Raw genomic sequence first — 25,096 nt, forward strand, 5'->3', positions numbered from 1 at the left:
CTCCGCTCAGCGTCGCGGAATCCGCACGGTGAAGCGCGTGCCCACGCCCTCGCGCGAGACGAGGTCGATCGTGCCGCCGTGCTCCTCCACGATCCAGCGCGCTATGGCCAGCCCCAGGCCCGTCCCCTCCTTGGACGCGTCGCGCGCGGCGTCGGCGCGCCAGAAGCGCTCGAAGACGTGGGTGGCCTCCTCGGGTGACATGCCCATCCCCTCGTCGCGCACGGAGTAGGAGACGGCGTCGGCGTCTGCCGCCACGTCCAGCAAGATCCTCGTGCCCGTCGCCGAGTAGCGCGCCGCGTTCTGCACGATCACGCGCGCGGACTGCTTGACCATCGACGCGTCACAGGTCACGACGAAGCGCTCGTCGCTCGCGGCGTTGGTCGAGAAGCCCAGCTCGTAGGCGTGGTCGGCGTCGATCATGGCCGACTCGCCCGCCACCTCGCTCACCAGCGCGGCGAGGTTCACGGGCGCGAGCTCGAGCGTGTTGCGCCCCGAGTCCCCGCGCGCGAGGAACAGCAGCTGCTCCACCAGCTCCTGCATGTGCGCGCCCTCGGCCTTGAGCGCGGTGATGGACTCCTCCAGGACCGCTCGGTCGTCCTTGCCCCAGCGGTCGAGCATGTTCACGTAGCCCTGGATGACCGCGATCGGCGTGCGCAGCTCGTGGCTCGCGTCGGAGACGAAGCGAATCTGCTGGAGCTTGGCCTCCTGCATCTGGCGCAGCAGCCCGTTGAGCGCCACCTCGATGCTCGCCAGGTCGTCGACGCCGGTCTTTACCTGCGGCGAGTCGACCGACGCCCGCTCGATGGCCTGCTCGAGGCTCTCGATCTTGCTCGCGTCCATGATGTCCTTGGACCCGAGCGCCTCCGCGCTCAGGGCGAGCGCGTTCAGGGGCTGCAGCCTGCGCCGGATTCGTCGGACGTCCGAGAAGATGCCCAGCAGGCTCAGCAGCTCGACGGCAAGAAGGGCGGCGCCCGCGGGCCACAGGGAGATGAGGTCGGAGCCGGGCTCGAAGAAGAACCAGTCGCCCGCCGGGGTCGGACCCGTCTTGACGGCGAGCGTCAGCGCATCGAGCCCGCTGCGACCCGTGCTGAAGAAGAGCTCGCAGGTCACGTGGTCTGCCGGGATGATGCCGTAGGCGAGCGCGTCGGCCGGGAGGTCCCGGGCGTACCCCACCCAGAGCGCGGCAAGCACGGCGAGAAGAGCGATCAGGTCCACGAGGACCCACCGCACCAGCCGCCTCCACCAGAAGCCGAGCGCGATTCTCCACGCAATCGAGGAGGAGCGCTTCTCGCCCGCCGCGAGCTGGGTGCTGGGAGGCTCAGCCTTCTCTGACAACGTAACCAACCCCTCGGACGGTGGTGATGAGCTTGACGCCAAAGCGGTCGTCGAGCTTGGCGCGCAGGTGGGCTATGTGCACGTCAACCACGTTGGTCTCCCCCACGTAGTCGTAGCCGAGGGCCTCCCGCGCGAGCTGGACCCGCGTGAGCACGCGCCCCGGGTGCTCCATGAGGGCGCGCAGGACCTCGAACTCGCGGTTGGTGAGCTCCACGGGCTCGTCGCGCACGGAGACCACGTGGCGCTCGGGGTCGAGCGTCACCCCGCAGGCGGCGAGAACGCCCGCGGCGTCGGGCTCGGACAGGGCGGCGGGGGCGTGCCTCTTGAGCGCCACCCGCACGCGGGCGAGAAGCTCCTCGATGGCAAAGGGCTTGGTCACGTAGTCGTCCGCGCCGGCGTCGAGGCCGGCGACCTTGTCCATCACCGCGTCGCGCGCCGTGAGCATGATGACGGGGACGTCCTTCTCGCGCCGGATGCGCCGCAGGACCTCCATGCCGTTGAGCTGGGGCAGCAGGATGTCCAGGAGGACGAGGTCGAAGTCCACGTCCAGCGCCCGGTCCACGGCCGAGCGCCCGTCCGCGACCCACGTGACCTCGTAGCCCTCGTGCGCGAGCTCGAGCTCGACGAAGCGCGCAAGCTTCTCCTCGTCCTCGACGAGCAGGACCCTAGTCATGGCTCGGCTCCTCGGCGCCGCGCGCCTCGGGCTCGGGCTCCGGCGTCGCCGCCTCGTCGTTCGGCGAGAAGGACGCGGGCTCGTCGGCGGGCTCGGAGTCCGCACGCTCCTCCGCACGCGGCGCGGGCGCCGGGGTCGCCGGCCGCGGGGCGTAGGCCGGTGCGGGCGTCGGGGCAGGCGCGGGGGCCGTCGCGCGAGTCGCGGCGTGCGGCTCCTCCGCCTCCTCCGCCGGCCTCTCTATCCGACAGAAGAAGACCAGGTAGGCGAGGAAGAACACGGGAAGGATGAGCGCCATCCACCAGACGGGCTGGAACGGGCCCAGGTAGACGGCACGCCCGGTCGAGGCCGACGAGAGCAGCAGCCACAGCGCCTCGCCCACCACGGTGGGCAGAAGCGGCAGCTGCACGGACTTCTCGCCGTTACGGTAGGAGACCACCTTGCTGTCCATGCCGCGCCGCAGGAAGCGCCGGCACGCCGCCGCCATCCGCGAGAGCCAGCCCGCGGCCGCGCGCGGCCCCGACTGCGCCGAGCGAGCGTAGGCGTCCTGCGCCGCTCGCATCTCGCTCGAGACCCCCGCGCCCGGCGCGCCGGTTGACGCGCGCGCCGTCCCCGTCTGCGAGTAGCCACGCTCCTCCAGCCACACCAGGGCGTCCAGGACGTCGTCCCCGCAGGCGTCGAGCGCCGCCTTCGCGTCCGCGTAGCCCACGCCGGCCTTCTCGCGCACGGTCTCCACAAGCTCGATCTTCTCCATGGCAATCCCCTCTCTCGGTCGGTTGCCAGATCCGTCTCTGAGAACATGGTCCCAGGGCCAGATTAACCTCACCTTGAGAGGGGATTAACGTTTTCCCCAGCTTTGTCGGCCGGCGGGCCGGAAGGGATACGAAGGGACCGTCCCCTTGTCTCCTAGTGCACGGGCTGGAGGCCGGAGCCGGGACCCTGGACCTTGGACCAGGTCTTGGACTGCAGGCCGTGGAGCTCGATGAAGCCGCGCGCCGCGCTGTGGTCGAAGGTGTCACCCTCGTCGTAGGTGGCCAGGTTGTAGTCGTAGAGGCTGTAGGGGCTGCGCACGCCGTCGACGAACAGGCCGCCCTTGCACAGGATGATGCGCACGTCACCGGTCACGAACTTCTGCGTGTAGGCGTTGTACGCGTCGATGGCGTTGCGGTTCTGGGAGAACCACAGGCCGCGGTAGACGGTCGAGGCCCACTCCACGTCCATCTTGGCCTTCTGCTTGAGGGTCTCGGCGTCGAGGCAGAGCTGCTCGAGCGTCTGGTGGGCTTGGATGAGCAGCAGCGCGGCCGGGCACTCGTAGCACTCGCGGCTCTTGATGCCCACGACGCGGTCCTCGATCATGTCGATGCGGCCGTAGCCGTTGCGGCCCGCGATCTCGTTGGCCTTGATGATGAGGCTGAGCAGGTCCATCTTCTCGCCGTTGATGGCGGTGGGGATGCCCCCCTCGAAGGAGATGACGACCTCCTCCGGCTCGGCCGGGCAGTCCTCGAGGTTGGCCGTCATCGTCCAGATGTCCGCGGGCGGCTTGTTCCAGGTGTCCTCGAGCACGCCGCACTCGATGGCGCGGCCCCAGAGGTTGTCGTCGATGGAGTAGGGCTTCTTCTTGGTGGTGGGCACGGGCACGCCGTTGTTCTCGGCCCACTCCATCTCGGAGTCGCGCGTGGTGAGGTCCCAGACGCGCACCGGCGCGATGATCTCCAGCTCGGGGTCGAGCGCGCGGATGCAGGTCTCAAAGCGCACCTGGTCGTTGCCCTTGCCCGTGCAGCCGTGCGCGATGTACTTGGCGCCGTACTGGTGCGCGATGTCCACGAGGTGCTTGGAGATCAGCGGGCGGGACAGGGCTGACAGCAGCGGGTAGACGCCCTCGTACTTGCCGTTGGCCCAGATGGCCTTGGAGAGGATCTTCTCGGCGTACTCGGCGCGCATGTCGAGCGCCTCGGAGGCGATGGCACCCATGTCGAGCGCCTTCTGCTTGATCCAGGAGAGGTCCTTCTCGTCCTGGCCCACGTTGCCGCAGATGGCGATGACGTCGAGGTTCTTCTCGACCTGCAGCCACTTGACGATGACGGAGGTGTCCAGTCCGCCGGAGTACGCAAGAACGACCTTTTCCTTCTCAGCCATGGTGATTCCCTTCGGTTGGTTGGCTAGCTGCTTGACGTGCATACAAGAAAGCCCCGACGTCGCGGGGCGCTTGGAGCCGAGGCTGGCGATAAGAACCGGCAAGCTTGAAGCGACACGCGACATCTAGGGCGTGATTCGTCGGTTCTGGCGTCGGGAGGGGAGGAGGGCCGCAGCGGGCGTCTGCGCGCTGTGAACGTTCATAAACGTTGGCCTCCTCAAGTACGTTGAGCGGGCGCGGGCTATTGGCCCGCGGCTGTCTGACGAGGCTGACTATAGACCGCCGCGGCGGCGTGGTCCGGAATTGAATTCGAGTGGAAACAAAAAGGGCCGGACGCCGAGAAGGACGTCCGGCCCGAGGGCTGCGGGAGCGCGGCTATCCGGCCACGATGGCGATGCCGCTGCTCGTGCCGATGCGGTCGGCACCGGCGTCGACCATGGCCTGGGCCTCGGCGGCGTTGTGGATGCCGCCGGACGCCTTGACCTTGCAGCGGTCCCCCACGGTCCTGCGCATGAGGGCCACGTCCTCGACGGTGGCGCCGCCGGTCGAGAAGCCCGTGGAGGTCTTCACGAAGGTGGCGCCCGCCTCGACGGAGAGCTCGCAGGCGCGCACGATCTGCTCCGGCGTGAGCAGGCAGGTCTCGAGGATCACCTTGACGCAGCGGCCGCGGGCGGCCTCCACGACGGCGGCGATGTCGGCTCGGACCGCGTCGTCCTCCCCGGCGAGCAGCCAGCCGACGTTGATGACCATGTCGAGCTCGTCGGCGCCGTCGGCGACGGCGCAGGTGGCCTCGGCCACCTTGCCGGCGGTGGACATGGCGCCGAGCGGGAACCCGATGACCGTGCAGACCTTGACCGGGCTGTCGGCAAGGCGCTCGGCGGCCGTGGCCACCCAGCACGAGTTCACGCAGACGGAGGCAAAGCCGTGCTCGGCGGCCTCGTCGCAGAGGCGCTCGACCTGCTCGCGCGTGGCGTTGGCCTTGAGGACGGTGTGATCGATGATCGATGCGAGGCTCATGCGAGGCCTCCCTTGACCGAGGCCACGAGGTCGTCGGCGGTGAGGTGGAAGTCCTTCTGGAGCCACGCGGGGTCGCCCACCTGGCCGAAGCGCTCCTTCACGCCGTGACGGACGAGCTTGACGCCCGCACCGGCCTCGGCGAGCGTAGCGGCGACGGCGTCGCCCAGGCCGCCGATGACGCCGTGGTTCTCGAAGGTGACCACGAGCTTCTTGCCGGCCGCCTCGGAGAGCACGAGCTCCTCGTCGAGCGGCTTGACGCAGAACATGTCGACCACCGAGCAGGAGACTCCCTCCGCCTCGAGCGCCTCGGCGGCGTCGAGGGCCTCGCTCACGAGCTGGCCGCACGCAACGATCAGCACGTCGGAGCCCTCACGCAGGAGGTTGCCCTTGCCGAGCTCGAACGTGGAGCCGCTCTCGTAGACGGTGCGGACGGCCTTGCGGTTGGCGCGGATGTAGTGGATGCCCTCGAGCTTGGCGAACTCGGCGACGATCCAGCGCATCTGGGTCTCGTCGGCGGCGTCGCAGACGACGGCGCCGGGGATGGTGCGCATGAGCGCCATGTCCTCCCACGTGGTGTGGGTGCCGCCGTTGGTGCCGACGCAGAAGCCTGGGTCGGATCCGAAGATGTTGAGGGTGTTGTGCGCGTAGGCGCCCGACAGGAAGATCTGGTCGAACACACGGCGCGTGGAGAAGGGCCCGAAGGTGTGCGTGAACGGGTGGTAGCCCTCGGAGGACATGCCCGCCGCCACGCCGATCATGTTGGCCTCGGCGATGCCGCACTGGATGAAGCGCTCGGGGTACTTCTTGGCAATGTTGGTGAAGTGGCTCGCGCCACCCAGGTCGGCCTCGAGGGCGACGACCCGCTCGTCGACGGCCATGGCCTGCTCGATGGAGTCCACCATGACGTCGCGAAGCTCCGCACCCTTCTTGGTGCGGTCCTTGGCTAGCGTGAACACTTATGCCTCACTCCCCTCGATGTAGGCGCCCAGCTCGGCAATCGCGGCGTCGGCCGCCTCGCGGCAGGCGGGGTCGGAGAACTTCACCGAGTGGTTGCCGGGGTAGGTCTCGAAGAACGGCACGCCGGCGCCCTTGACGGTGTCCATGACCACGCAGGTGGCGGAGTCGGTGACCGCCTCGGCGGCGGCAAGCGCCTCGTCGAGGGCCTCGATGTCCTGGCCGTTGACCTGCTGCACCGCAAAGCCGAAGGCGCACATCTTCCCGGCGATGTCAAACGGGTTCATGACCTCCTCGCACGTGCCGTCGAGCTGGCGCTTGTTCCAGTCGATGACCACGATGCAGTTGCTCAGCTTGTAGTGGGCAAGGTACTCGAACGCCTCCCAGCACTGTCCCTCGTTAAGCTCGCCGTCGCCCACGATGAGGTAGACGTGGCGGTCGCTGCCCTTCATGCGCAGCGCGGTGGCGATGCCGGCGGCGGTGGAGGTGCCCTGGCCGAGCGAGCCGGTGGTCATGTCCACGCCCGGGGTCTTGGTGCGGTCCGGGTGCGACGGCAGGTTGGTGCCGCCCTGGTTCAGCGTGAGCAGCATCTCACGGTCGAAGAAGCCGCTCTCAGCGAGCGCCGAGTACCACGCGGGACCGGCGTGCCCCTTGGAGAGCACCACTCGGTCGCGGCCCTCCCAGCGCGGGTTCTTGGGATCGTAGCTGAGGCGGCGTCCGTACAGCACGCTCATGAGCTCCACGATGGACATGGAGCCGCCCAGATGGCCGGAGCCGGCCTTCTCGAGCATGACGAGGATGTCGCGGCGGATCTTGGCCGCCAGCAGCTTGAGCTCGGAAAGCTCCTCAGGCGTCATGTGAGGTCTCCTCCCTTTCTTGCTCTCTTCAACGGTTTCGGGTTTCGGCACGCGTCCTCGGCGAGAAGAACCTCGGGACGCGCGACAGACACAAGAGGAGCCCGTGCTTGGACGGGCTCCCCTCGCTAGGCTGTTGTTACAGACCCATCTTCTCGCGAAGCTTCTGCTCCAGCTCGTTCTTGTCGACGATGTTCTGGAGAACCACGACGTCCTCCTTGGGGACGTCCTTGATGAAGTCTGCGAGGTCGCGGCCGACGACGAAGAGGTCGGCGGCACCGGGGTGAACATCGGAGGTGGTGGAGTGGACGACCTCCACGCCCTCGACGCCCATCTTCTTGAGGGCGTCCTGGATGTTCATCTCGACCATGAGGCTCGAGCCGAGGCCGGAGCCGCACGCGCACATGATCTTTCTCACCTGCATGTTGACTACTTCCTTTCTGTTGTGACGCCTGACGTCACTAGGCTACTCCTGGGTCTTGGGCTTGGGAGCAACGATGTTGTAGATAATCGGCAGAAGGAAGCAGATGATGCAGACGACGAGCAGCGGCCAGCCCGGGATGATCTGGGCGAGGTTGCCGAAGAGGATGCCCATCCAGGAGAAGTCGGCGTCGGAGAACGTGGCCGAGGTGAAGCCGAGGGCCGTGAAGACGGGCATGCAGATGGCCGGCAGGAAGGTGATCAGCAGGCCGTGGGCGAAGGCACCGGCGATGCAGCCCTTGAGGCCGCCCTCGGCGTTGCCGAAGACGCCGGCGGAGGCGCCGCAGAAGAAGTGCGGGACGACGCCCGGGAGGATCAGGGCAACCGGGGTGATGTTGGCGTTGATGAGGGTCAGGATGACCAGGCCAACGATGCCGGCGACGAACGAGGTCAGGAAGCCGATGATGACCGCGTTAGGAGCGTACGGGAAGCACACCGGGCAGTCGATGGCGGGCTTGGCGCCGGGGACGAGCTTCTCGGCGATGCCCTTGAAGGCGGGGACGATCTCGCCGACGATCAGACGGACGCCGGAGAGGATGATGTAGACGCCGCCGGCGAAGGACATGCCGGAGGTCAGCGACCACACGAGCCAGTTGGTCGTGGTCTCGGTGCCGACGTTGAGCAGCGTGTTGAGGTACTGGAACTGCGTCGGGTCCTCGCCGAGGATGCCACGGCCCACGGCGACGCCGGTGACGATCACGAAGAGCACCATCATCGTGATGGAGATGGAGACGGTGGTGTCACGCAGGAAGATGAGGCGCTTGGGGAAGTTCACGTCCTCGGTGGACTTGCCACCCTTGAAGAAGTGGCCCACCCAGCCGGCGAAGGCGTAGCCGATGCCACCGAAGTGGCCGAAGGCGATGCCGTCGGAGCCGGTGATCTTGCGGAACGTAGGCTGGCAGTAGGCCGGGGAGAGAACCATGATGAGGCCGAGCAGGCAGCCGCCGGCGACGTAGAGGGACCAGCCCTCGAGGCCACCGATGGAGAGGACGACGGCGAGCATGCACGCCATGTAGAGCGTGTGGTGACCGGTCAGGAAGATGTAGGGCATGCGGGAGAAGCGCGCCAGCACGATGTTGAGAATCATGCCGAGGCACATGATGATTGCCGACGCCTGGCCGAAGTCGTTCAGGGCCATCGACACGACGGCCTCGTTGTTGGGAACGACGCCCTGCATGTTGAAGGCGTAGTTGAAGACCTCGCCGAAGGCGTTCAGCGAGCCGGACTGCAGGAAGCTGGAGCCCGCCTCAAGAACGAGGAAGCCGACGATGGTCTTGACGGTACCGGTAACGATGTCCTCGATGGGCTTGCCCTGAAGGGCGAGACCAAGGAGCGAGAGAAGGCCGACGAGAATGGCCGGGGTGGACAGAATGTTGACCACAAAGTCAAGGACTGCGTCCATCTTCTCTACCTCACTTTCCTAGATCCATACCTGACTGTCTGCTGCCTGTCGACGATCTCTCCCTGTCGTCGACGAGAAAGCCGAAACCTGCTTACGGGCCGGGGCGCCCGCCGGGCCGCCTACTCGGCGACGAAGAAGTCGTAGATCTCGTCGGCCGTGGCGGCCTCGGCGATCTTGGTGATGTTGTCCGGGTCACAGAACATCGTGGCCAGGCGACGCATGACCTCGATGTGACCGTCGGCGTCCGTGGCGGCAAGCGTCACGAGCACGCGCACGTCCGGGCCCTCCTCCTTGAAGCGGATGGGCTCGCGCAGCACCGTCACGGCCAGCTGGCGCTTGAGGACGCCCTGGTCGGGACGGGCGTGCAGGAGCGCCAGGTCCGGGCAGATGACGAAGTAGGGGCCGAACTCCCTGGCGTTATCGATGATGCCGTCAATGTAGCGGCTCTCCACATAGCCCTGGTCGACGAGCGGCTGGACGGCCACGTGGACGGACTCCTCCCACGAGTCGACCTTCTCGACGATCTGCACGTTCTCGCGCTTGAGCATTGACTGCATACCTGCCACGATGCGCCTCCTTCGCTGGCCACAAAGGCCCACTCGCATTCATACGGGCGATACTATACCGCTTTTTTTCCTGTTTCTTCCTGTTCTGTTCATAATCCGTTCAAACACGGTGAATTATCGGTGAACGGTCTTTTTGAAAGCGAGGACCTCTTGAGCCCCTCTTGCCGCGCATTCGCGTATCCTGTTTGCGTATGTATATAGAAGGCAGGAGAGGCAAGCAGGGCGTGTTTCCCAAGCAGCGTCGCGAGAAGATCCTTGAGATCCTTAACTCGGCGGGTCATGCGACCGTCGAGGAGCTCGCTCGTGAGTTTGGGGTGAGCGTCGACAGCATCCGCAAGGACCTCAAGGTCCTCTCCGACGCGGGGCTCTGCCGGCGCGAGTACGGCGGTGCTCTGCGCGTGGGCGGCCCGGTGGCCCAAGCCCCCGCCGCGCCGGCCTCGCCCGTCCTGGCCGACACCTCCGACGACACGCTGCTCGGCGACGAGGGCCGCATGGCCGTGGCACGGCGCGCCTACATGGAGATCAACGACGGGGACGCCATCTTCCTCGACATCTCCCGGACCAACCTCTATCTGGCCGACATCATCGCCGCCGGAGACAAGCGCCTCATCGTGACCACCAACATGATCGAGATCCCGCAGCGGCTGGCCGCAAACCCCAAGGTCACCGCCCTCGCCACGGGCGGCTACCTCAACGCGCAGCTCACCGGCTTCATAGGCTCGGCCACGATCAGCCTGCTGGAGCCCCTGCTGTTTGCCAAGGCCTTCATCGGCGCCAACGGGGTCGACCTCGCCACGAGCGCCGTCCTCGCCCATGACATGGACGACGGCATGGTCAAGGAGAAGGCCCTCAAGAACGCCTCGTACCGCTTCCTGCTGGCCGACAAGGCCAAGTTCCACATCGGCGGCGGCTATCGCTTTGCCTCCATCAACGACTTCACCGCCGTCATCACCGACGAGACGGACCCCGAGGTGCTGCGCGCCATCGTGAGGACGGGGACGCCCGCGCTGTGCTAGGCGTCCCCGTTGTGGGGGTGCTCGGGTTGTCACGGGGCGGAAGCGCCTGGCTCCTCTCGTCGGGCGGGGCTATGCGAAGAGGTGGTCGCGGCCGTAGGTGGCCTGCCAGCCGGCGCTAAACTCGTCCACCGCCTTCTTGGTGCCCGGGTGGTCCATCATGAGCTCGATGACGTTGGGGGGAACCGTGACGGCGTCGACGCCGGCGCGGAGGAGCTCGTGGACCTCCTCGACGTTATGGAACGAGGCCCCCATGACCTTCGACTCCAGCCCGCTCGCGGCCAGCATCTCGATGAGGTCGAGGACGCGTCCCACGCCGTCGCCGTAGTTGCACATGCGGTTGACGTAGGGAGCCAGGTAGTCGGCGCCGTTCATCGCGGCAAGAAAGCCCTGCTCGGCGGTGTGGATGCTCGTGGCAAGGACGTTCAGCCCCTCCTGCTTGGCCGCCTTGATGGCGCGCAGGCCGGCGCGCGTCACGGGGATCTTGGCGTAGGTGTTCTCCGGGCGCAGCGCGTTGATGGCACGGGCCTCCTCCATGATGCCCTCGAAGTCGGTGCGCACCACCTGGGCAAAGAACTTCTGGTCCGGGCGCAGGTACGCAAGGAGGTCACCGATGGCCCGCTCGGGGTCCTTCCCGCTCTTGATGATGATCGAGGGGTTGGTGGTCACGCCGGAGACGGTGAGCAACGAGTCGATCTCCCTGACGGCTTCAAGGTCGGCGGAGTCAACGATGAGTTCCATGCGAGGTCCTTTCCACAGGTGACGGGTGCGCGCCAGGGCACGACGGCACGTCCTTCTCGCCTGACTCTACACGCTTGGAAGGGCGTACGGCAGCGGATTTCCTGATTTTTCCTGTTTCGGTGCGGAGCCGTCGACGGGCGGCGCGGCGAGAAGAACCTCGGGGCTGCCGGCGCAACGCAAAAGCCCCCGGCAGCGGAAGAACCGCTGCCGGGGGCGCTATGCCATGGTGCGCCGTCAGGGCTTCGAACCCTGGACCTTGGGATTAAAAGTCCCCTGCTCTACCAGCTGAGCTAACGGCGCGCAGGGTCGATTCTACCACGCGGCCGGGCACTACTCCCAGGCCCACTGGCCGTTCACGAAGACCGGGGTCTCGGTGCCGTCGGACGCCACGCCATAGACGTTGAGGTCGTCGGTGCCGATCATGAAGTCCACGTGGGTGCTGCTCTGGTTGACGCCACGGGCGAGCAGGCCCTCCTTGCTCAGACTGGCGCCGCCGGCGATGCACTCCGGGAACCCCATGCCCAGTGCCAGGTGGCAGCTCGCGTTCTCGTCGTAGAGCGTACTGAAGAAGAGCGTCTCGCTCTGGCGGATGGGCGTGTTCTTGGAGACGAGGGCCACCTCGCCGAGACGGCACGATCCCTCGTCCGTCTCGATGATGTGGCGCAGCACCTCACGACCCTGCTCGGCACCGAAGTCGACCACGCGGCCGCCCTCGAAGCGCAGCCAGAAGTCACGCACCATCTGGCCGGAGTAGACCAGGGGCAGGGCGGAGTGGACCACGCCCTCGGCGCGCATGCGGTCCGGCGAGGTGAAGACCTCCTCGGTGGGGATGTTGGGGAAGAATGCGACGCCGTCCTGCGTACGGCCGGCACCGCCGTCCCAGACGTGGCCGTCCGTCAGGCCCACCGTGAGGTCGGTGCCGGCGGCGGACTCGTAGCGGAGGGCGTCGAAGCGGTGGGAGTTGAGGAAGCGCTTGGTCTTCTCGAATGAGGCGTTGTGGGTCTCCCATGCGCTCTCCGGGTCCTCGCCGTCGGCGCGGGAGACCTCGAGAATGAGCATCCAGAGGCGGTAGAGAGCCTCGGCCGGGGAGAGGTCGGGGAACACCTCGCGTGCCCAGGCCTGGACGGGCACGCCGGCGATGCACCACGCGTTGCGACCGAAGTCCATGCCGTCACGGAAGACGCGACACTCGGTGTTGCGAGACTTGGCAGCCGCGGCGGGCTTGGCCGGGTCAACCCCCTTGAGCATGGCCGGGTCAGAGCCCTCCAGGAACAGGAACGCCGCGCCGTCGGCGGCGAGTGAGTTGAGCTGCTCCACCTGCCAGGAGGGTGTGGTCTTGAAGAAGGAGAGGTCGCAGTTCTCATAGGTGAGGCGGGTGACCTCGTCGTCCCGCCAGATTACGGTGACGTGGCCGGCGCCGGCGCGGTAGGCGGCGTCCACCACGCGGCGCGCAAAGTCAGCACGCTCGACGGGCGCCTGCAGCACGAGCTCTTGGCCGAGGCGTAGGGAGGCCCCCTTGCGCACAAGAAGGCGTGCATAGAGGTCAAGCTGGTCGGAGAGCGCCTCGGTAGCGAGGCGGCACTCCTCGTCGGTCATGGGAATGAGTGCCACGATGGTTCCTTTCCGTTCTTGCCGCACGGCAGGGGCGGTGCGTCTTGTCATCACGCCAAACGACGGGGTTCCGCCACGCCTTGTGACGAAACCCCGCCGCACTGGGTAGCAAAACTATGTCACGCTTTTTCTACCCATAAAGACTACTTCAAGAACAGTACCTCAGCCCTGACGCCTATACATTATGACGGAGCTGTTTGGACGGCGTCTGTCGGCTCGACAGACAGGGACCTGGCTATAATTGCTTTTCCATCTCTGCTATCAAGCCAGTGGTGCACGGAGACAGCATCTTCAATCTGAGCTTTCTCAAGCTCGTCAGGATGATTTGAAAAGTCGAACGTGACAATCGATCCGCGGTCAAATACACGGCTACTTTCAACCTCTATGGATATAAAGCACCTATCTCGTGATATGTCTTTCACTGTTCCGCTACTCGTGAACATAGCGCTATTCAGGCCACCACCCGATGGAGACTGCCAAATCAAAATAACAATACACAGAATGGACGTTAATGCGAATGCCGTAACCGCTCTATGACGCACGCTTAGTTTAGAAAAAAGTACCATAGGTCGATTCAACCGCCAACGATGGAGAAAAAGCTGAGAGTCCGACGTCGGACTCACGTGCGCTAGATAATGTTAGTGAGAGGGACACTCCAGTGACAGCAGTGGCAAACATCTTTATAAAATTCCGACGATTAATGCCTCCTATGGTCGCTCCTCTCAATCGTTGATACTTTAAGAACATTATCTTGAAGTATCTTTGACCGTGAAATGGCAGCTACCGGCTGAAGGACCTGCCGCGGGAGAGGAGGCCCGAGGGATAGCCGGAAGCGGCGAAAGCACGTTGACGGGACTGATGAAAGCACGTTGGCGCGACCGGCGCCGATCCGTTTGCGAAATTGGCGAAAAGTAGGTTGACGGTATCACCTGTCGCGCGCCCTCGCCGACACGCACGACGACCTCCAGAGGGCGAAGCAGAGGATGTCCAAGTTCCTGCTGCGCCACGGGCACGCCTTCGACGAGGAGACCCCGACAGGCCGCAGGAAGGGGAACTGGACGCGCGCGTACTGGAGGTGGGCCGACGCGATAGAGTTCGGGGAGCCCGACGACGCCGCGGCCTACGAGCACTACCGCGACTGCGTGAGGCGCTGCCAGGAGGCGCGCGACGCGCTGGCCGCCAGGGTCGCGGAGTCCTCCGGCCGGCCCGAGTGGAGGCCCGTCGTCGCCAACTGCGCCACGACGCGCGAGACAGCGTGCTGGGCCTGGGCGATCGCGAGGATGGCCGTGGCGTAGCGCCGCCCCGCCGGGGGCACAGAGCAGGGTCCGACCCCGGGGCCCGCCGCCTCCGGTAGCCCCGGGAGGGACGGGCCGGTTTTGCCCCTTGACAATGTTCAGCTCATATTAAAAAGGGCCCCGAAGGGCCCGGAGGATTCTGGAGCGGGCAACGGGACTCGAACCCGCGAATGTCAGCTTGGGAAGCTGATGCCTTACCACTTGGCGATGCCCGCGTGTGCTCTTGCCGGACAAGCCGGCGCAAGAGGTAGTATACCGTGCTCTTTTTCACCGGACAAGGCGTCTGCGGAATCGACAGCGAAGAGTGAGACGGACGTGTGGACGTTTCGTGACGCCGTTGGGTGACCTGCCGGAGACCAGGCCTCCCGGCATCTCGGGGACGCCACTCCAAGGCTGGGGCTCTCCGCCCGACGCAGAGTCTTTCGAAGGTCTCCCGGAAGCCCGTCGCGCGTGTTCCGAAAGACTCATCCCCTACGGTGTGCCCCACATGCGGCACAGGCGGACGGAGGCTTTGATGGAGGGGACGCGCGCACGGCGGGAGCGGTCGAAGAACAGGGAGGCGCGGAGACGGCAAGAAGCACCGCGCAGTCGTCTCATAGGCGGCGACCCACTCGGTGGCGGCCTTCCCGCAGCGGTTGGCCATGCGGGAAGGATGACGCTGCTGGGACCGCTGGCCGGCCGACGATAGGGCCGAGGTCGAGCCCTCATGAGGGGGCCGCGCCGGTAGGCACGAGCCGTTGACAGCCGCCCCTACAAAGGGGGAACATTGCCCGCGCAGGCCGCACAAAACCTGCTCGGCCCCTGTGGATTGGACGAACATGTCTCCCCGTCAGACAGCCCGCTGCGGACTCTGTGTAGCCCTTCTAGCCGTCGGGTCCTCGATCAGCGTGCCACTTGGTCCCGTGCCCTTCACCCTGCAGACCCTGGTCCTGGCAATGCTCCCCGTAGCGCTTGGCGGCAGGGACGCCACGGTGACCGTCGCCGTCTGGATCGTCGCAGGGGCCGTCGGCCTGCCCGTGTTTTCGGGCCTCTCGGGTGGCATAGGTCACATCCTCGGCCCCACGGGTGGCTACATCTGGGGGTTTCTCGTGGGGATGGTCCTCGCCGCGGCCGTCCTCCGACTTGGGGCGCTTCCCAGGCCCCTGCGCGAGGCGTTCGCCGTTACGGCGATGCTGCTCGTTTCCTACGCACTTGGCACGCTGCAGCTGATGGCCCTGATGGGGGTCGACCTCGCGGCGGCGCTCGGAATGGCCGTGGTCCCGTTTGTCATACCGGACGTGTTCAAGCTCGCCGCAGGCGTCGCCGCAGGGCGGGCGGTCAGGAGGGCCCTTCCCCTCGACGTGCAGGCCGCCTAAATCCTCGGTGGACAGACCGCCTAGACAGAGGGAAGACCCTGGCTAGCTGAGGTTCCATAACAGAAGACCCGCCGGATACGTTCCGGCGGGTCTGTTTGCACGTCTACCTGTCGGCGACGCCCACCTGCGGCCCTCGTTAGGAGCGGCGAATCATCTCCGTGACAAGCTCGGCGACCTGCGCCGCCTGATCGCCACTCACGTTCTCCGGCAGGTCGTCGGCAGTCTGTGAGAGCGCCGCGAGCCCGTTGGCATCTACGCCACGGATGGTGACGGAGCGCAGTGAGGAGCGCATGGCCACGGTAGCGTCAGTACCCTGCCAGTCGCACGGGCGCTGGTCGAGCGTCATGTGCAGGTCGTTTGCCGCACCGGAGAGAAGGCGAGAAATACGGCGGTCCGCCCGGCGGTTGACCTCAAGCCCCTCGTTCTTGAGCAGACAGAGGTCACCGGCGCCCACGCAGTCGAGGTTGATGACGAAGCAGCCGCGAACCTCAGAGCGGTGCTGCTGCAGGAAGGCACGCATGCCCGCGTGGTCAAGGGAGGAGGCGCCCAGTGCGACGAACCAGATGTCATGGGAGACGAGGGCGTCGTCACCGAGCTTGAGAACGGCCTCACGCAGCTCCTCCTCGCTCGGGGCCTCCTCGTCCTCCACGAGGCGCAGACCGGAGCGGGGCGCAGCGCCCCCGCGCCACATGCTGCCGCCGTCTTCCTCGGAGTCCTCCTGGTCATCGGCACCAAGCCAACCGCCAGTGGAGGGGGCCTCGTCCTTGGGGGAGCTCTTGCGAAGGCCCTTGATCCTATCAAGTAGGCCGCTCAGCGGGTTGTGCCGTGCCGGCGCGGCCTCCTCGCGAATGGAGGAGATGGTCTCGATGGGCTCTGGGGCCACGGCGGGCGTCGGGGCCACGGACGCCGGGGCGTCCGAGGTACGCGGCGTTGCCACCTTGGGCGACTGGACGCGAGGCGCATGGGGGTCGGTCGCAAAGGGGTCGACCTCGCTCTCCGACGGATCGGGCAGGTCGAAGAGGGACGCTCTGCGCGCGACGCTGGAAAGCTGAGGACGGTAGCTCGTCTTGCCCCACTCAGGGTCTGTCGGAGCCGCCGTACGGGCGACGGGACGAGCGGCCTGCGTGGCGTCCGAGTCGCCCCTGTTGACTGCTTTGCCGGCATGACCAGAGGTGCCCCTCTCGTCCGCCGAACGTGAGGTGTCGTCCGCCACAACTGAGAGGCGGGCAGTTGCGGACGGGCTCTCGTGGGGCACGTCGGCCCTCAGGGGCTCGGAGGGAGCCGTGACGTCAGCCTCGGACCCATCGTCTGCGACAGAAGAGTCCGCAGTCTCGTCCGGCGTGGCAAGAAGCGTGGTCTCGGAGTCCTGGGTCACTCGCGGCTGCGGGGCAGTCTGGGACACGCCTTCCTCGGGTGTAGGTTCGGGTTCGGTGGCGTCCTGCCGAACGGCTGGCTCGGAGACCTCAGCGAGCCCCGTGGGGGAAGGTTCTGAAGGGACGGAGAGTTCGATGGTTGAGCCAGGCTCCTCGGTATCGGCGGACTCGGTCATCGGGGCTGCGGGACCGGGGGCGACCAGCGCGGGTGCCACGTACTCGATCTCGCAGTCCTCCGGAAGCATGCCGAGAGAGCGGAGCACCTCAGCCCCGTGACGAACGCCCACGACCTCCTCGTAGACGGGCTGCGCAGCGGTAACGTCGGCCGCGGCGGGCTCGGGGGTCCCATCCTCCGGAGCGGTCGCAGGCTCCGGCGCAGCCGGGCGCTCGCGAGGAGTCATGCCGCTCGGGCGGACGTTCTCGAGAACGCCGAGCATCGCGGCGACGGACGACTTGTTGTCGTTTGCGCCAAGCGTGCAGGCCGCCATCCGCTGGGCGATGACGCCCACTGCCACGAGCAGGGCCGGCAGCGCGGCGACGATGCCGACGAGCCACAGCACGATACGGACGACGTCGGGGATGAAGCCGAGCAGCTGCAGGAGGGCGCAGACGGCGGTCACGTAGGAGCACGGTACGCTCAGCTTGGTGACAAGGGGAAGGTAGGGCGCCACGGGAGTCGAGAGAAGGAAGTTCTCTCGCGGGGAGTCATAGTGGGCAACCACCACGATCGTACGGTTGCCCTTGGTCACGAGGGGCCCCGTGGCACGGTGGATGGCAACCACATTCTGGCTTTGGGCGGGCGGCCCGAAGCCCAAGGACACCTCATGGCCAAACAGACGCAGAACCGCAATCGCCGCGGGAACGATCGCAAGCACCAGACCGATGACGGTCAGCGGCAGGAAGCCGAGACCACTCACGAGCACGCCGAGAAACATCGCAACGGAGAGCGCGGCCGGAACCACGCCCGCGAGCGCAGGGGCATTGAACTCCTCTATCCTCGGCTCGACGTTGTGCTGCGCCATCAGCTCAGAGATGGTCTGCGCGGCCTGGAGCTCCTCCTGGCTGTTGGCCGGGGCTATGCCGACCTTCTCGTTGAGGTAGTCGAGGTAGTCATGTGTCATGGCCATGCTTGCATCCTTTTTATGAGTCCCGCAGTCGCCGTTATAAGGTGTGCATACAATCAAAAGAGTATACGTCTTGTGCATTGTTTTCGTAGAAAAGACGCAGACGACTCAAACAACGGTGCGAAAGGACGCCCCTCACGCAGGCGTCCCGACACGGAGGTCGGCATTGAGGGTCACGAAGGACGACGAGCGAGCGCGGAGGATCTGCTCGCTCGCGCTTGAGTTCATGAACGCGGAGTCGCCGGTGCCGTCGTCCGAGCTCGCCCGGGACTTCTATCCCGGCCTCGCGCCGGAGAGCTTCCGGCGTGCGTTCTCCCGTGACCGGGCGGCCCTTGCCGCCTGCGGGGTCACGGTCGAGGAGGTTCGCGCGGCAAGCGGCGAGTCCAGCTGGCGCGCCGACGATGGCTCCTTTGTCGGCGGGGCCGAGCTTGAGCCCCGCGAGGCCGCCGCGCTCGACGTGGCCTGCCAGCCCCTGCTGGACGACCCCGCCTTTCCCCTCTCGGATGACCTGCGCCTCGCACTCGCCAAGCTGACGCGCGCCTTCGCCGAGGTCGGCGCCGGCGTAGCAGCGGGGCCTGCCGCCGTCGAGGGCCGTGCCTTCACGGAGCTCCGGCACTGCCTGCTCGCGGGCTGTGCCGCGCGCGTGTGCTACCAGGACGCCAGGGGACACGCCTCCGAGCGCGTCATCGCCCCGTACGGCCTCTTTGAGCTGCGCGGCCACCGCTACCTCGTGGCCGGCCGCCTGGACAATCAGGGAGGCGTGGTTGGGGGCGGCGAGCGCACCTACCGCACGGACCGCGTGCTCCAGGCCGAGGCCCTGCCCGCGGTTCCGGTGGACGTCCCGCCCGACTTCTCCCCGCGGGACTGGAGGCGCCTCCCGTTCCAGATCGGCGATCCGGTCGTGGACGCCCGCTTCCTGGTGCCTCCCGAGCGCATGACGGACGTCCGACGTGCCGCCGGCAGCCAGGGCTCGTTTGCCCAGGACGGCAAGAGGAACCTCTGGACCGTCGAGGTCGCCGACCTCTCCGCGGCCGCGAGCTGGGCGGCCGCGCAGGGCATCCGCCCGCTCGCGCCGGAGGGGCTCGTGCGCGCATGGGAGTCGCTGCTTGAGGGGGTGCTGCGAGATGCCTCGTAGGAAGGGTGGCGCGGGCCGGCCGGGAGGCCTCGACGAGGCGCGCGAGCTCGTGGCGCTCGTGGCCAGCCTGAGCGAGGCGGGCGACGCGCTGAGCGCCGAGGCCGTGGCCGCGCGGCTCGGCGTCTCCCGGGAGCGCGCCGAGAAGCTTGTGGCGCTCGTGCTCACGGCCGCGGGCGCGGGAGGGTCCCGCCTGCCGCTCGTTGAGGAGGACGAGGCCGTTACGATGCTGCTCACGCGCGGGATGCGAGGCCGGGCCGTGCGCCTGACGACGCGTGAGACCGTGGCCGTAGAGGCCGCGCTCGAGCGGCTCGGCGTGCGGGAGGACGACCCGCTCAGGGAGCACCTCGAGGGTGCGCTCGCCCCGGCGGCACCAAGCGAGAACCTCGTCCGGCGCCTCGTCTCCGGCGAGAAGGACCCGGCGCTCGCCGCGCTCATCGCCGACTGCGCCCGCGCGCTCGCGGAGCGGCGCGATCTGCGCTTCCTCTATCGCCGCGCCGGCGGCGGCCCCGCGGGGCCCCGATGCGTCACCCCCCTGCGCCTGCGCTGCGAGGACGACGCCTGGTACCTCGAGGCCTACGACCGTGACCGCGCCGGAGAGCGGACCTTCCGCCTAGACCGCATGTCAGAGATGGAGAACGTCTCCCGCGCACCAGAGCCAGCCCCCACCCCGGTGCCGCAGACCGCACCAACGGTGCGTATCACCTTTGACGACCCGCGCGACCTTGACCTGCTCCCCTGGCACGACCTGCACGTCCTAGAGCGTGGCGAGAAGTACGTGGTGGCCGAGACGCCCTCCTACGGCAGCTCGTGGCTCCCTCGCATGCTCGCCGCCTGCGGCGGGAGCGCGCACGTGGACGACCCGACGCTCGCCGAGCAGGCCAGGGCCTACGCCCGGGAGCAGCTCGCCGAGGCACGTGCCTGACGCGCCGCGTCAGCTCTCGTGGGAGGCGCGCCACATCCTGATGTAGCGACCGACGTTGGCGCTTTCCAGGCGGGAGACGTTGCTCGAGGGCAGCGAGCTCACGAAGAGCCGCCCGTAGCCTTTGCTCGCCACCCGCGAGTCCGCGAGCACGAGCACGCCCGTGTCCGTCGAGCTGCGGATCAGACGACCAGCCGCCTGCTTCACCGAGATCACCGCCTCGGGCAGCGAGTAGCGCCACCAGGCGCGGTCCTCGCGGCGGTCGCGCTCGCGGACGAGCGGGTCGTTGGGGCTCGCAAAGGGCAGCTTGGGGATCACCACACAGCGCAGGGTGTCGCCCGTCGCGTCGAAGCCCTCCCAGAACGAGCGCAGCGCCATCAGCGAGAGGGTCTTCTCGCTCATGAAGCGGGTGCGGAGGCGCCGCGGGGAGCTGCCGCGCTCCTGGCAGGCCACCTCAAGGCCCTCGGCGGCGAGCCGCGGGCGGAGGGACTCAAAGACGCGTTCCATGTCACGGCGGTTGGTGAACAGCGTGAGCACCGAGCCGCCCATCGCCACGTGCACGTCAAAGAGCAGGTCCTCGAGGGCACCGAGGTAGGCGCGGTCGTTGGGAGCCGGCAGGTCGCGGGCCACCACCACGGACATGTGGGAGTCGTAGTCGAAGCTCGAGTCCAGCCGCACGTCCCGGTGCTTGGACTCGGGCAGCGCGGAGAGGCCGACGGCGTGGTCGAAGTGGGAGAAGTCGTCGCCCACGGCGATGGTCGCGGACGTGAAGACCACGCTTTCCATCTCCGGCAGCCAGCGCTCGGCGAGGTCGGCGCCCACGTCGATCTTCTCGGCAAGGAGGCGCTCGGTGGAGATGCGCCGCTTGGAGCGGGAGAGCTGCGCGGAGTAGACGTAGCGGGCGTCTGTGCCCTCGCAGATGAGGCGGATGCCGTCCAGAAGTGTCTTGAGGAAGCGCGAGGACTCGCCGAGCGAGGCGGCGTCCTGCGGGGCCTCAGCGGAGAGCGCCGAGACCGCGTCGGCGAGCGCGCGGACCGTCTCGTCGAGCGCGTCTGTCGCCGCGGAGGCAGCGCCGGCCACGGCGCCCCACTCGGGCGTGGCGCGGACGGCATCGTCTATCCAGAGCGTCACGAGGTCGTAGCCGCCATCGCTCCTTGCCAGCGGCGCGAGCTCGTGGACCGCCACGAAGAGGTCGGCCACCGCCACGCTCGCGCGGCTCACGGACGCGGCGGACTTGGTGAGCAGACCCATGGCCAGCGTTGAGGCGTCAAGCAGCATGGCCTGGACCATCGCCTGGTGGATGGCGCCGGTGCGGGTGCCGCCGAGCAGCTCGAAGGCCGCGCGGGCCTCCTCTCCGGAGACCTCGACGGCCCACTGGCGGCGGGCCTCGGCCTCGAAGCCGTGGGCCTCGTCGATCACCCAGTGGCGGATCGGCGGCAGGATGCGCCCCTCGGCCTCCACGTCGCGCAGGAGCAGCGAGTGGTTGGTCACCACCACGTCGCCGCGGGCGGCGCGGCGGCGCGCCCCGTGGAGCAGGCACTCGCCGGGGAAGTACGGGCAGCGGCCGCGCAGGCACTCGCCCGGCGTGGTCGTGAGCATCTGGCGCGGCACGGAGCGCCAGCGGATGCCGAGCGCGTCGAGGTCCCCCTCGGGCGACTGGCAGGCAAACGCGTAGGTCACCGCGATGGCCGTGAGCATGTCGCAGGCAACGGAGTTGTCAGAGCGCCCGTCGTGGGCGGCCGCGGCAAGCGGCAGCTCTTCCGCCGCGGCGCGGTCCAGGCGGTACAGGCAGGGGTAGTGGTCGTAGCCCTTGAGGCTCGTGAAGGTGAGGCCCCCCGGCAGCGCGGCGGAGAGCGCCGGCAGCTCGTGGGAGACCAGCTGGTCGGTGAGGGCGTTGGTCTTGGTGGCTATGCCCACCGTGACGTGGTTGCGCTGGGCAAAGAGCACCTCCGGCAGCAGGTAGGCCACGGACTTGCCCACGCCGGTGCCCGCCTCGATGGCGCGGTGCGTGGAGGTGGCGAGCGCGGAGGCCACCTCGCGCGCCATAGTCACCTGCTCGGGCCGGCGCTCCATGTGCTCGTACATGCGCGAAACCACGCCGCCCGGGGCAAAGGCCGCCTCGACCTCCTCGGCCGTGGGGGCGTGCGTCTCGGGAAGCTCCGCCGCGTCGGCGCGCTGCTCCCCCTGGGCCGAGCGGACCAGGGCCGCACGCACCTCCTTGAGCGAGAACGGCCGCGGCGACGCCTCGGCGGCGGCCCCGGCAAGGTAGGAGAGCACCGGCCGGAAGGGCCAGTCGACCTCGGGGTGCATGGCCGCCAGCTTGGCGAGAAGCCCCTCGGGCAGGTCGGAGAGAGCGGTCAGCAGGACGGGCCACATGCCACAGAGCGCGTCGACGTCGTCCGCGGCCCGGTGGGTGACCGACGCGCAGTCGAAGGCCGCAGCCATGTCCGCAAGGCGGTGCGTGGAGAGCCGCGGCAGGGCGATCCGGGAGAGCGAGAGCGTGTCGATCCACGTGTCGGAGACCTCGGAGCCGCCGGGAACCGCCTCGATGAAGGTGCGGTCGAACGTCGCGTTGTGGGCGAGCACCGGCCGCCCGGCGGTGAACTCCGCAAGGGCCGCCACCGCCTCGCGCGGGCTCGGCGCGCCCGCCACGTCGGCGTTGGAGATGCCGGTGAGGCGGCTGATCTCGGACGGGATCAGCATGCCCGGGTCGACGAAGGTCTCAAAGCGCTCGGTGACCTCGGTACCGCAGAGCAGGGCGGCCGAGATCTCAATGAGCTCGCAGTCCTTGAATGAGAGGCCCGTCGTCTCGGTGTCCAGCACCACGACCTCGTCCGTCAGGGGCCCGAAGTCTCGGCCGCGGGCCCTTCTCGCCAGGCTGAGGTACGCGGCTCGCACGTGCTCGGGGGTACCGGGGAGCAGCAGGGCCTCAAGCGAGCGCGGCGCCTCCGCGCCCACCGCTAGCAGCTCCCCTCGGAGCCCTCGAGCGCGTACTCGATAAAGCGCGTGCAGAGCTCCGGGAAGTCGATGCCGCCGTGGCGCGCGGAGTCCGGCAGGAGGCTCTCGGCCGTCATGCCGGGGATGGTATTGGTCTCAAGAATCACGGGCTCGCCCTCGGCGGTCACGATGAAGTCGCTTCGAGAGCAGCCTCGGCATCCGAGCGCCCGGTGGGCACGTACCGCCAGGTCCTGTGCGCGGGCGTAGACACCTGGCTCCAGGCGCGCGGGAATCACGTGGTGCAGCGCGGACGGCTCGTACTTGACCGTGACGTCGTAAAAGTCGGCACCGGTAACGATCTCGACCACCGGCAGCGCGTGGGCGTCATCGTTGCCGACCACGGGGACGGTGATCTCCATGCCCGTGACGCACTCCTCCACGAGCACGCGCCCTCCGGCCGCGGACGCCGTGGCGATGGCATCGTTGACGGCGGACGCCTCGGTCACGCGCGTGATGCCGAAGCTCGAGCCGTTGGCGGCGGGCTTCACAAAGAGCGGCAGGCCGAGCTTGGCAACAAGCTCGTCTACCTGCTCCGCGGTGAGAGCGGTCCCTGCGGGGACGTCCACGCCACGGGGCGTGCGGATGCCCGCGGACTCAAAGACGGCCTTGGCGAGCTGCTTCTCGGACGAGACGGCCGAGGCAGCGACGCCGGAGAAGGTGTAGGGAAGGTGCAGCACCTCGAGGAGCCCCTGCACACAGCCGTCCTCCCCGTAGGCACCGTGCATGGCAACGAAGGCCACGTCATAGCCTCCGCTCACGAGGCGCGTCATGAAGTCGCGCGCGGCGAGGTCGAGGGTGTCCACCCTCGTGAAGCCGGCCTCCACGAGCGCGTCGTGGCAGCGGGAGGCGGACTCGAGCGAGATCTCGCGCTCGTCCGACCAGCCGCCCCCTATGACTGCCACGTGTAGGGAACGCAGCCGCTCTCTGTCCATCCGAGCCCCTCCATCTGCCGCGCGCGTACGCTAGACTTGTCGTAATCCTCCTGTTGAGGATACTCCAAACGAACACGACCTCAGACGGAGGACCCATGCCCCAGGACACCACCCCGAGCACGCCGCAGCCAAACGGCGAGAAGAACAGCGAGAAGCGCGACCTCCACTCCCTCACCCGCGGTGAGCTTCAGGCACTTCTGACCTCGCTCGGCCAGCCGACGTTTCGCGCCAAGCAGATCGAGGACTGGGTCTGGGTCAAGAACGCCCAGAGCTTCGACGAGATGACCAACCTGCCCAAGTCCCTGCGTGAGGAGCTGGCGCGCCACGTCACCCTTGGCGGCGTGAGCGAGCTCGCCCGTCAGGTCTCGGTGGACGGCAGCCGCAAGTACCTGCTCGGCTTCTCAGACGGCGCCAGCGTGGAGTGCGTGGGCATGCCCACCCGCAACAAGCTCTCCGTCTGCGCCTCCACCCAGGCGGGCTGCCCGATGGGCTGCGCGTTCTGCGCCACCGGCGCCGCCGGGCTCACCCGCTCCCTCACCGCCTCTGAGATCTACGAGCAGGTCATGCACGTCCGCGACGACTTCAACACGCGCGTGACCAGCGTGGTCCTCATGGGTCAGGGCGAGCCGTTCCTCAACTACGACGCCACCGTCTCGGCGCTGCGCCGCCTCAACTCGCCCGACGGCGCCGGCATCGGCGCGCGCCACCTCACGGTCTCCACCTGCGGCCTCATCCCCCAGATCATGCGCTTTGCCAACGAGCCCGAGCAGTTCACCCTTGCCGTCTCGCTCCACTCCGCCGTCCAGAAGACGAGAAACGCCCTCATGCCCGGCGTGCGCAAGTACTCCCTCGTCAACCTCTACAACGCGATGGGAGAGTACGTCAACAAGACGGGCCGGCGCCCCACCTACGAGTATGCGCTCATCGCCGGCGTGAACGACACGGAGAGCGAGCTCCAGGCCCTCTGCGACTTCTGCGAGGGAACGCTCGCTCACGTCAACCTCATCCAGCTAAACGAGGTCGAGGGCTCCCGGTTCCAACCTTCCACCGAGGCGCGGGCCGAGGACTTCGTGCGCCGTCTCGCGAGCGTGGGCGTCGAGGCCACCATCCGCAACTCCCGCGGCGCTGACATCGACGCGGCCTGCGGCCAGCTCCGCCAGCGCGTCTCCAAGAAGGAGTAGCACTGCTT

Annotated in this window: 21 protein-coding genes and 2 tRNA genes; 6 read left to right on the plus strand and 17 right to left on the minus strand. The window is 67.7% G+C overall.

The window, feature by feature from the left end; all coding sequences use genetic code 11:
* Positions 1 to 6 precede the first annotated feature (6 nt).
* From H9X80_RS02545 to H9X80_RS02590, 10 genes are all read right to left on the minus strand, one after another.
* Positions 7 to 1,335: a sensor histidine kinase gene (locus H9X80_RS02545; RefSeq protein WP_239471483.1), complete on the minus strand. Its 1,329-nt coding sequence runs from the start codon at positions 1,333 to 1,335 to the stop codon at positions 7 to 9.
* Positions 1,319 to 2,008, minus strand: a complete 690-nt coding sequence (locus H9X80_RS02550) for a response regulator transcription factor (protein ID WP_204792790.1) — start codon at positions 2,006 to 2,008, stop codon at positions 1,319 to 1,321. Before H9X80_RS02550 ends, H9X80_RS02545 begins: the two co-directional genes overlap by 17 nt.
* Complete coding sequence (locus H9X80_RS02555) at positions 2,001 to 2,759, minus strand: hypothetical protein (RefSeq protein WP_204792791.1); 759 nt, start codon at positions 2,757 to 2,759, stop codon at positions 2,001 to 2,003. Before H9X80_RS02555 ends, H9X80_RS02550 begins: the two co-directional genes overlap by 8 nt.
* Before the next feature lie 152 nt (positions 2,760 to 2,911).
* The gene (locus H9X80_RS02560) at positions 2,912 to 4,141 is read right to left on the minus strand and encodes an argininosuccinate synthase (RefSeq protein ID WP_087353253.1); all 1,230 of its coding nucleotides are present in this window, start codon (positions 4,139 to 4,141) and stop codon (positions 2,912 to 2,914) included.
* Between the two features lie 373 nt (positions 4,142 to 4,514).
* Positions 4,515 to 5,156 carry a deoxyribose-phosphate aldolase gene (deoC, locus tag H9X80_RS02565; protein ID WP_204792792.1) on the minus strand — a complete coding sequence of 214 codons (642 nt, stop codon included), beginning with the start codon at positions 5,154 to 5,156 and terminating at the stop codon, positions 4,515 to 4,517.
* Positions 5,153 to 6,112, minus strand: coding sequence for a transketolase family protein (locus H9X80_RS02570; RefSeq protein ID WP_342590853.1), 960 nt, complete (start codon positions 6,110 to 6,112; stop codon positions 5,153 to 5,155). Before H9X80_RS02570 ends, deoC begins: the two co-directional genes overlap by 4 nt.
* Positions 6,113 to 6,967 carry a transketolase gene (locus H9X80_RS02575; protein ID WP_204792793.1) on the minus strand — a complete coding sequence of 285 codons (855 nt, stop codon included), beginning with the start codon at positions 6,965 to 6,967 and terminating at the stop codon, positions 6,113 to 6,115.
* Between the two features lie 136 nt (positions 6,968 to 7,103).
* On the minus strand, positions 7,104 to 7,388 hold the full coding sequence (locus H9X80_RS02580; protein WP_204792794.1) for a PTS sugar transporter subunit IIB: 285 nt from the start codon (positions 7,386 to 7,388) through the stop codon (positions 7,104 to 7,106).
* Positions 7,389 to 7,430: 42 nt separating this feature from the next.
* Positions 7,431 to 8,846 (minus strand): PTS ascorbate transporter subunit IIC, encoded by a 1,416-nt coding sequence (locus H9X80_RS02585; protein WP_204792795.1) that lies wholly within the window; start codon positions 8,844 to 8,846, stop codon positions 7,431 to 7,433.
* A gap of 119 nt (positions 8,847 to 8,965) precedes the next feature.
* A complete protein-coding gene (locus H9X80_RS02590) occupies positions 8,966 to 9,403 on the minus strand; it encodes a PTS sugar transporter subunit IIA (protein WP_204792887.1) in 438 nt (145 codons plus the stop codon).
* Between the two features lie 233 nt (positions 9,404 to 9,636).
* Here H9X80_RS02590 and H9X80_RS02595 point away from each other — a divergent pair, with 233 nt between their 5' ends.
* On the plus strand, positions 9,637 to 10,428 hold the full coding sequence (locus tag H9X80_RS02595) for a DeoR family transcriptional regulator (RefSeq protein ID WP_204792796.1): 792 nt from the start codon (positions 9,637 to 9,639) through the stop codon (positions 10,426 to 10,428).
* 69 nt (positions 10,429 to 10,497) lie between these two features.
* On the opposite strand, the gene H9X80_RS02600 is transcribed toward H9X80_RS02595, so the two are convergent.
* The 3 genes from H9X80_RS02600 to H9X80_RS02610 all read right to left on the minus strand — a co-directional run bounded on the left by H9X80_RS02600 (position 10,498) and on the right by H9X80_RS02610 (position 12,777).
* The gene (locus H9X80_RS02600; protein WP_204792797.1) at positions 10,498 to 11,166 is read right to left on the minus strand and encodes a transaldolase family protein; all 669 of its coding nucleotides are present in this window, start codon (positions 11,164 to 11,166) and stop codon (positions 10,498 to 10,500) included.
* Between the two features lie 224 nt (positions 11,167 to 11,390).
* Positions 11,391 to 11,466 (minus strand) — tRNA-Lys (locus H9X80_RS02605).
* 30 nt (positions 11,467 to 11,496) lie between these two features.
* Entirely contained in the window at positions 11,497 to 12,777 is a 1,281-nt protein-coding gene (locus tag H9X80_RS02610; protein WP_428832966.1) for an aminopeptidase, read from the minus strand.
* A 983-nt stretch (positions 12,778 to 13,760) separates the two neighbouring features.
* Here H9X80_RS02610 and H9X80_RS02615 point away from each other — a divergent pair.
* The gene (locus tag H9X80_RS02615; RefSeq protein WP_204792798.1) at positions 13,761 to 14,072 is read left to right on the plus strand and encodes a hypothetical protein; all 312 of its coding nucleotides are present in this window, start codon (positions 13,761 to 13,763) and stop codon (positions 14,070 to 14,072) included.
* Between the two features lie 140 nt (positions 14,073 to 14,212).
* Here the strand turns inward: H9X80_RS02615 and H9X80_RS02620 are convergent.
* Positions 14,213 to 14,287: transfer RNA gene (locus H9X80_RS02620), tRNA-Gly, on the minus strand.
* A 672-nt stretch (positions 14,288 to 14,959) separates the two neighbouring features.
* Here H9X80_RS02620 and H9X80_RS02625 point away from each other — a divergent pair.
* Positions 14,960 to 15,427: a biotin transporter BioY gene (locus tag H9X80_RS02625; RefSeq protein WP_342590854.1), complete on the plus strand. Its 468-nt coding sequence runs from the start codon at positions 14,960 to 14,962 to the stop codon at positions 15,425 to 15,427.
* Between the two features lie 136 nt (positions 15,428 to 15,563).
* Here H9X80_RS02625 and H9X80_RS02630 read toward each other — a convergent pair whose 3' ends face one another.
* A complete protein-coding gene (locus H9X80_RS02630) occupies positions 15,564 to 17,927 on the minus strand; it encodes a hypothetical protein (protein ID WP_204792800.1) in 2,364 nt (787 codons plus the stop codon).
* Positions 17,928 to 18,090: 163 nt separating this feature from the next.
* Here H9X80_RS02630 and H9X80_RS02635 point away from each other — a divergent pair, with 163 nt between their 5' ends.
* Together H9X80_RS02635 and H9X80_RS02640 are read left to right on the plus strand one after the other, a co-directional pair.
* Positions 18,091 to 19,059, plus strand: a complete 969-nt coding sequence (locus H9X80_RS02635; protein ID WP_204792801.1) for a helix-turn-helix transcriptional regulator — start codon at positions 18,091 to 18,093, stop codon at positions 19,057 to 19,059.
* Positions 19,049 to 19,981 carry a helix-turn-helix transcriptional regulator gene (locus H9X80_RS02640; protein WP_204792802.1) on the plus strand — a complete coding sequence of 311 codons (933 nt, stop codon included), beginning with the start codon at positions 19,049 to 19,051 and terminating at the stop codon, positions 19,979 to 19,981. The genes H9X80_RS02635 and H9X80_RS02640 overlap by 11 nt, the downstream gene beginning before the upstream one ends.
* A gap of 9 nt (positions 19,982 to 19,990) precedes the next feature.
* Here the strand turns inward: H9X80_RS02640 and H9X80_RS02645 are convergent, their stop codons facing one another.
* Entirely contained in the window at positions 19,991 to 22,936 is a 2,946-nt protein-coding gene (locus H9X80_RS02645) for a helicase C-terminal domain-containing protein (protein ID WP_204792803.1), read from the minus strand.
* Between the two features lie 2 nt (positions 22,937 to 22,938).
* The gene (locus tag H9X80_RS02650; protein WP_204792804.1) at positions 22,939 to 23,907 is read right to left on the minus strand and encodes a D-alanine--D-alanine ligase family protein; all 969 of its coding nucleotides are present in this window, start codon (positions 23,905 to 23,907) and stop codon (positions 22,939 to 22,941) included.
* A 95-nt stretch (positions 23,908 to 24,002) separates the two neighbouring features.
* Between H9X80_RS02650 and rlmN the strand changes: the two genes are divergently transcribed.
* Complete coding sequence (rlmN, locus tag H9X80_RS02655) at positions 24,003 to 25,088, plus strand: 23S rRNA (adenine(2503)-C(2))-methyltransferase RlmN (RefSeq protein WP_204792805.1); 1,086 nt, start codon at positions 24,003 to 24,005, stop codon at positions 25,086 to 25,088.
* Positions 25,089 to 25,096: the final 8 nt, after the last annotated feature.

The organism is Olsenella profusa (assembly GCF_016900315.1).
GTDB lineage: Bacteria > Actinomycetota > Coriobacteriia > Coriobacteriales > Atopobiaceae > Thermophilibacter > Thermophilibacter profusus_A.

Bases quoted from the DNA above. Each gene is read 5' to 3' on its own strand.
- H9X80_RS02550 (WP_204792790.1), bottom strand. From the start codon at position 2,008: ATGACTAGGGTCCTGCTCGTCGAGGACGAGGAGAAGCTTGCGCGCTTC.
- H9X80_RS02555 (WP_204792791.1), bottom strand. From the start codon at position 2,759: ATGGAGAAGATCGAGCTTGTGGAGACCGTGCGCGAGAAGGCCGGCGTG.
- H9X80_RS02560 (WP_087353253.1), bottom strand. From the start codon at position 4,141: ATGGCTGAGAAGGAAAAGGTCGTTCTTGCGTACTCCGGCGGACTGGAC.
- deoC (WP_204792792.1), bottom strand. From the start codon at position 5,156: ATGAGCCTCGCATCGATCATCGATCACACCGTCCTCAAGGCCAACGCC.
- H9X80_RS02575 (WP_204792793.1), bottom strand. From the start codon at position 6,967: ATGACGCCTGAGGAGCTTTCCGAGCTCAAGCTGCTGGCGGCCAAGATC.
- H9X80_RS02580 (WP_204792794.1), bottom strand. From the start codon at position 7,388: ATGCAGGTGAGAAAGATCATGTGCGCGTGCGGCTCCGGCCTCGGCTCG.
- H9X80_RS02585 (WP_204792795.1), bottom strand. From the start codon at position 8,846: ATGGACGCAGTCCTTGACTTTGTGGTCAACATTCTGTCCACCCCGGCC.
- H9X80_RS02590 (WP_204792887.1), bottom strand. From the start codon at position 9,403: ATGCAGTCAATGCTCAAGCGCGAGAACGTGCAGATCGTCGAGAAGGTC.
- H9X80_RS02600 (WP_204792797.1), bottom strand. From the start codon at position 11,166: ATGGAACTCATCGTTGACTCCGCCGACCTTGAAGCCGTCAGGGAGATC.
- H9X80_RS02615 (WP_204792798.1), top strand. From the start codon at position 13,761: ATGTCCAAGTTCCTGCTGCGCCACGGGCACGCCTTCGACGAGGAGACC.
- H9X80_RS02630 (WP_204792800.1), bottom strand. From the start codon at position 17,927: ATGGCCATGACACATGACTACCTCGACTACCTCAACGAGAAGGTCGGC.
- H9X80_RS02640 (WP_204792802.1), top strand. From the start codon at position 19,049: ATGCCTCGTAGGAAGGGTGGCGCGGGCCGGCCGGGAGGCCTCGACGAG.
- H9X80_RS02650 (WP_204792804.1), bottom strand. From the start codon at position 23,907: ATGGACAGAGAGCGGCTGCGTTCCCTACACGTGGCAGTCATAGGGGGC.
- rlmN (WP_204792805.1), top strand. From the start codon at position 24,003: ATGCCCCAGGACACCACCCCGAGCACGCCGCAGCCAAACGGCGAGAAG.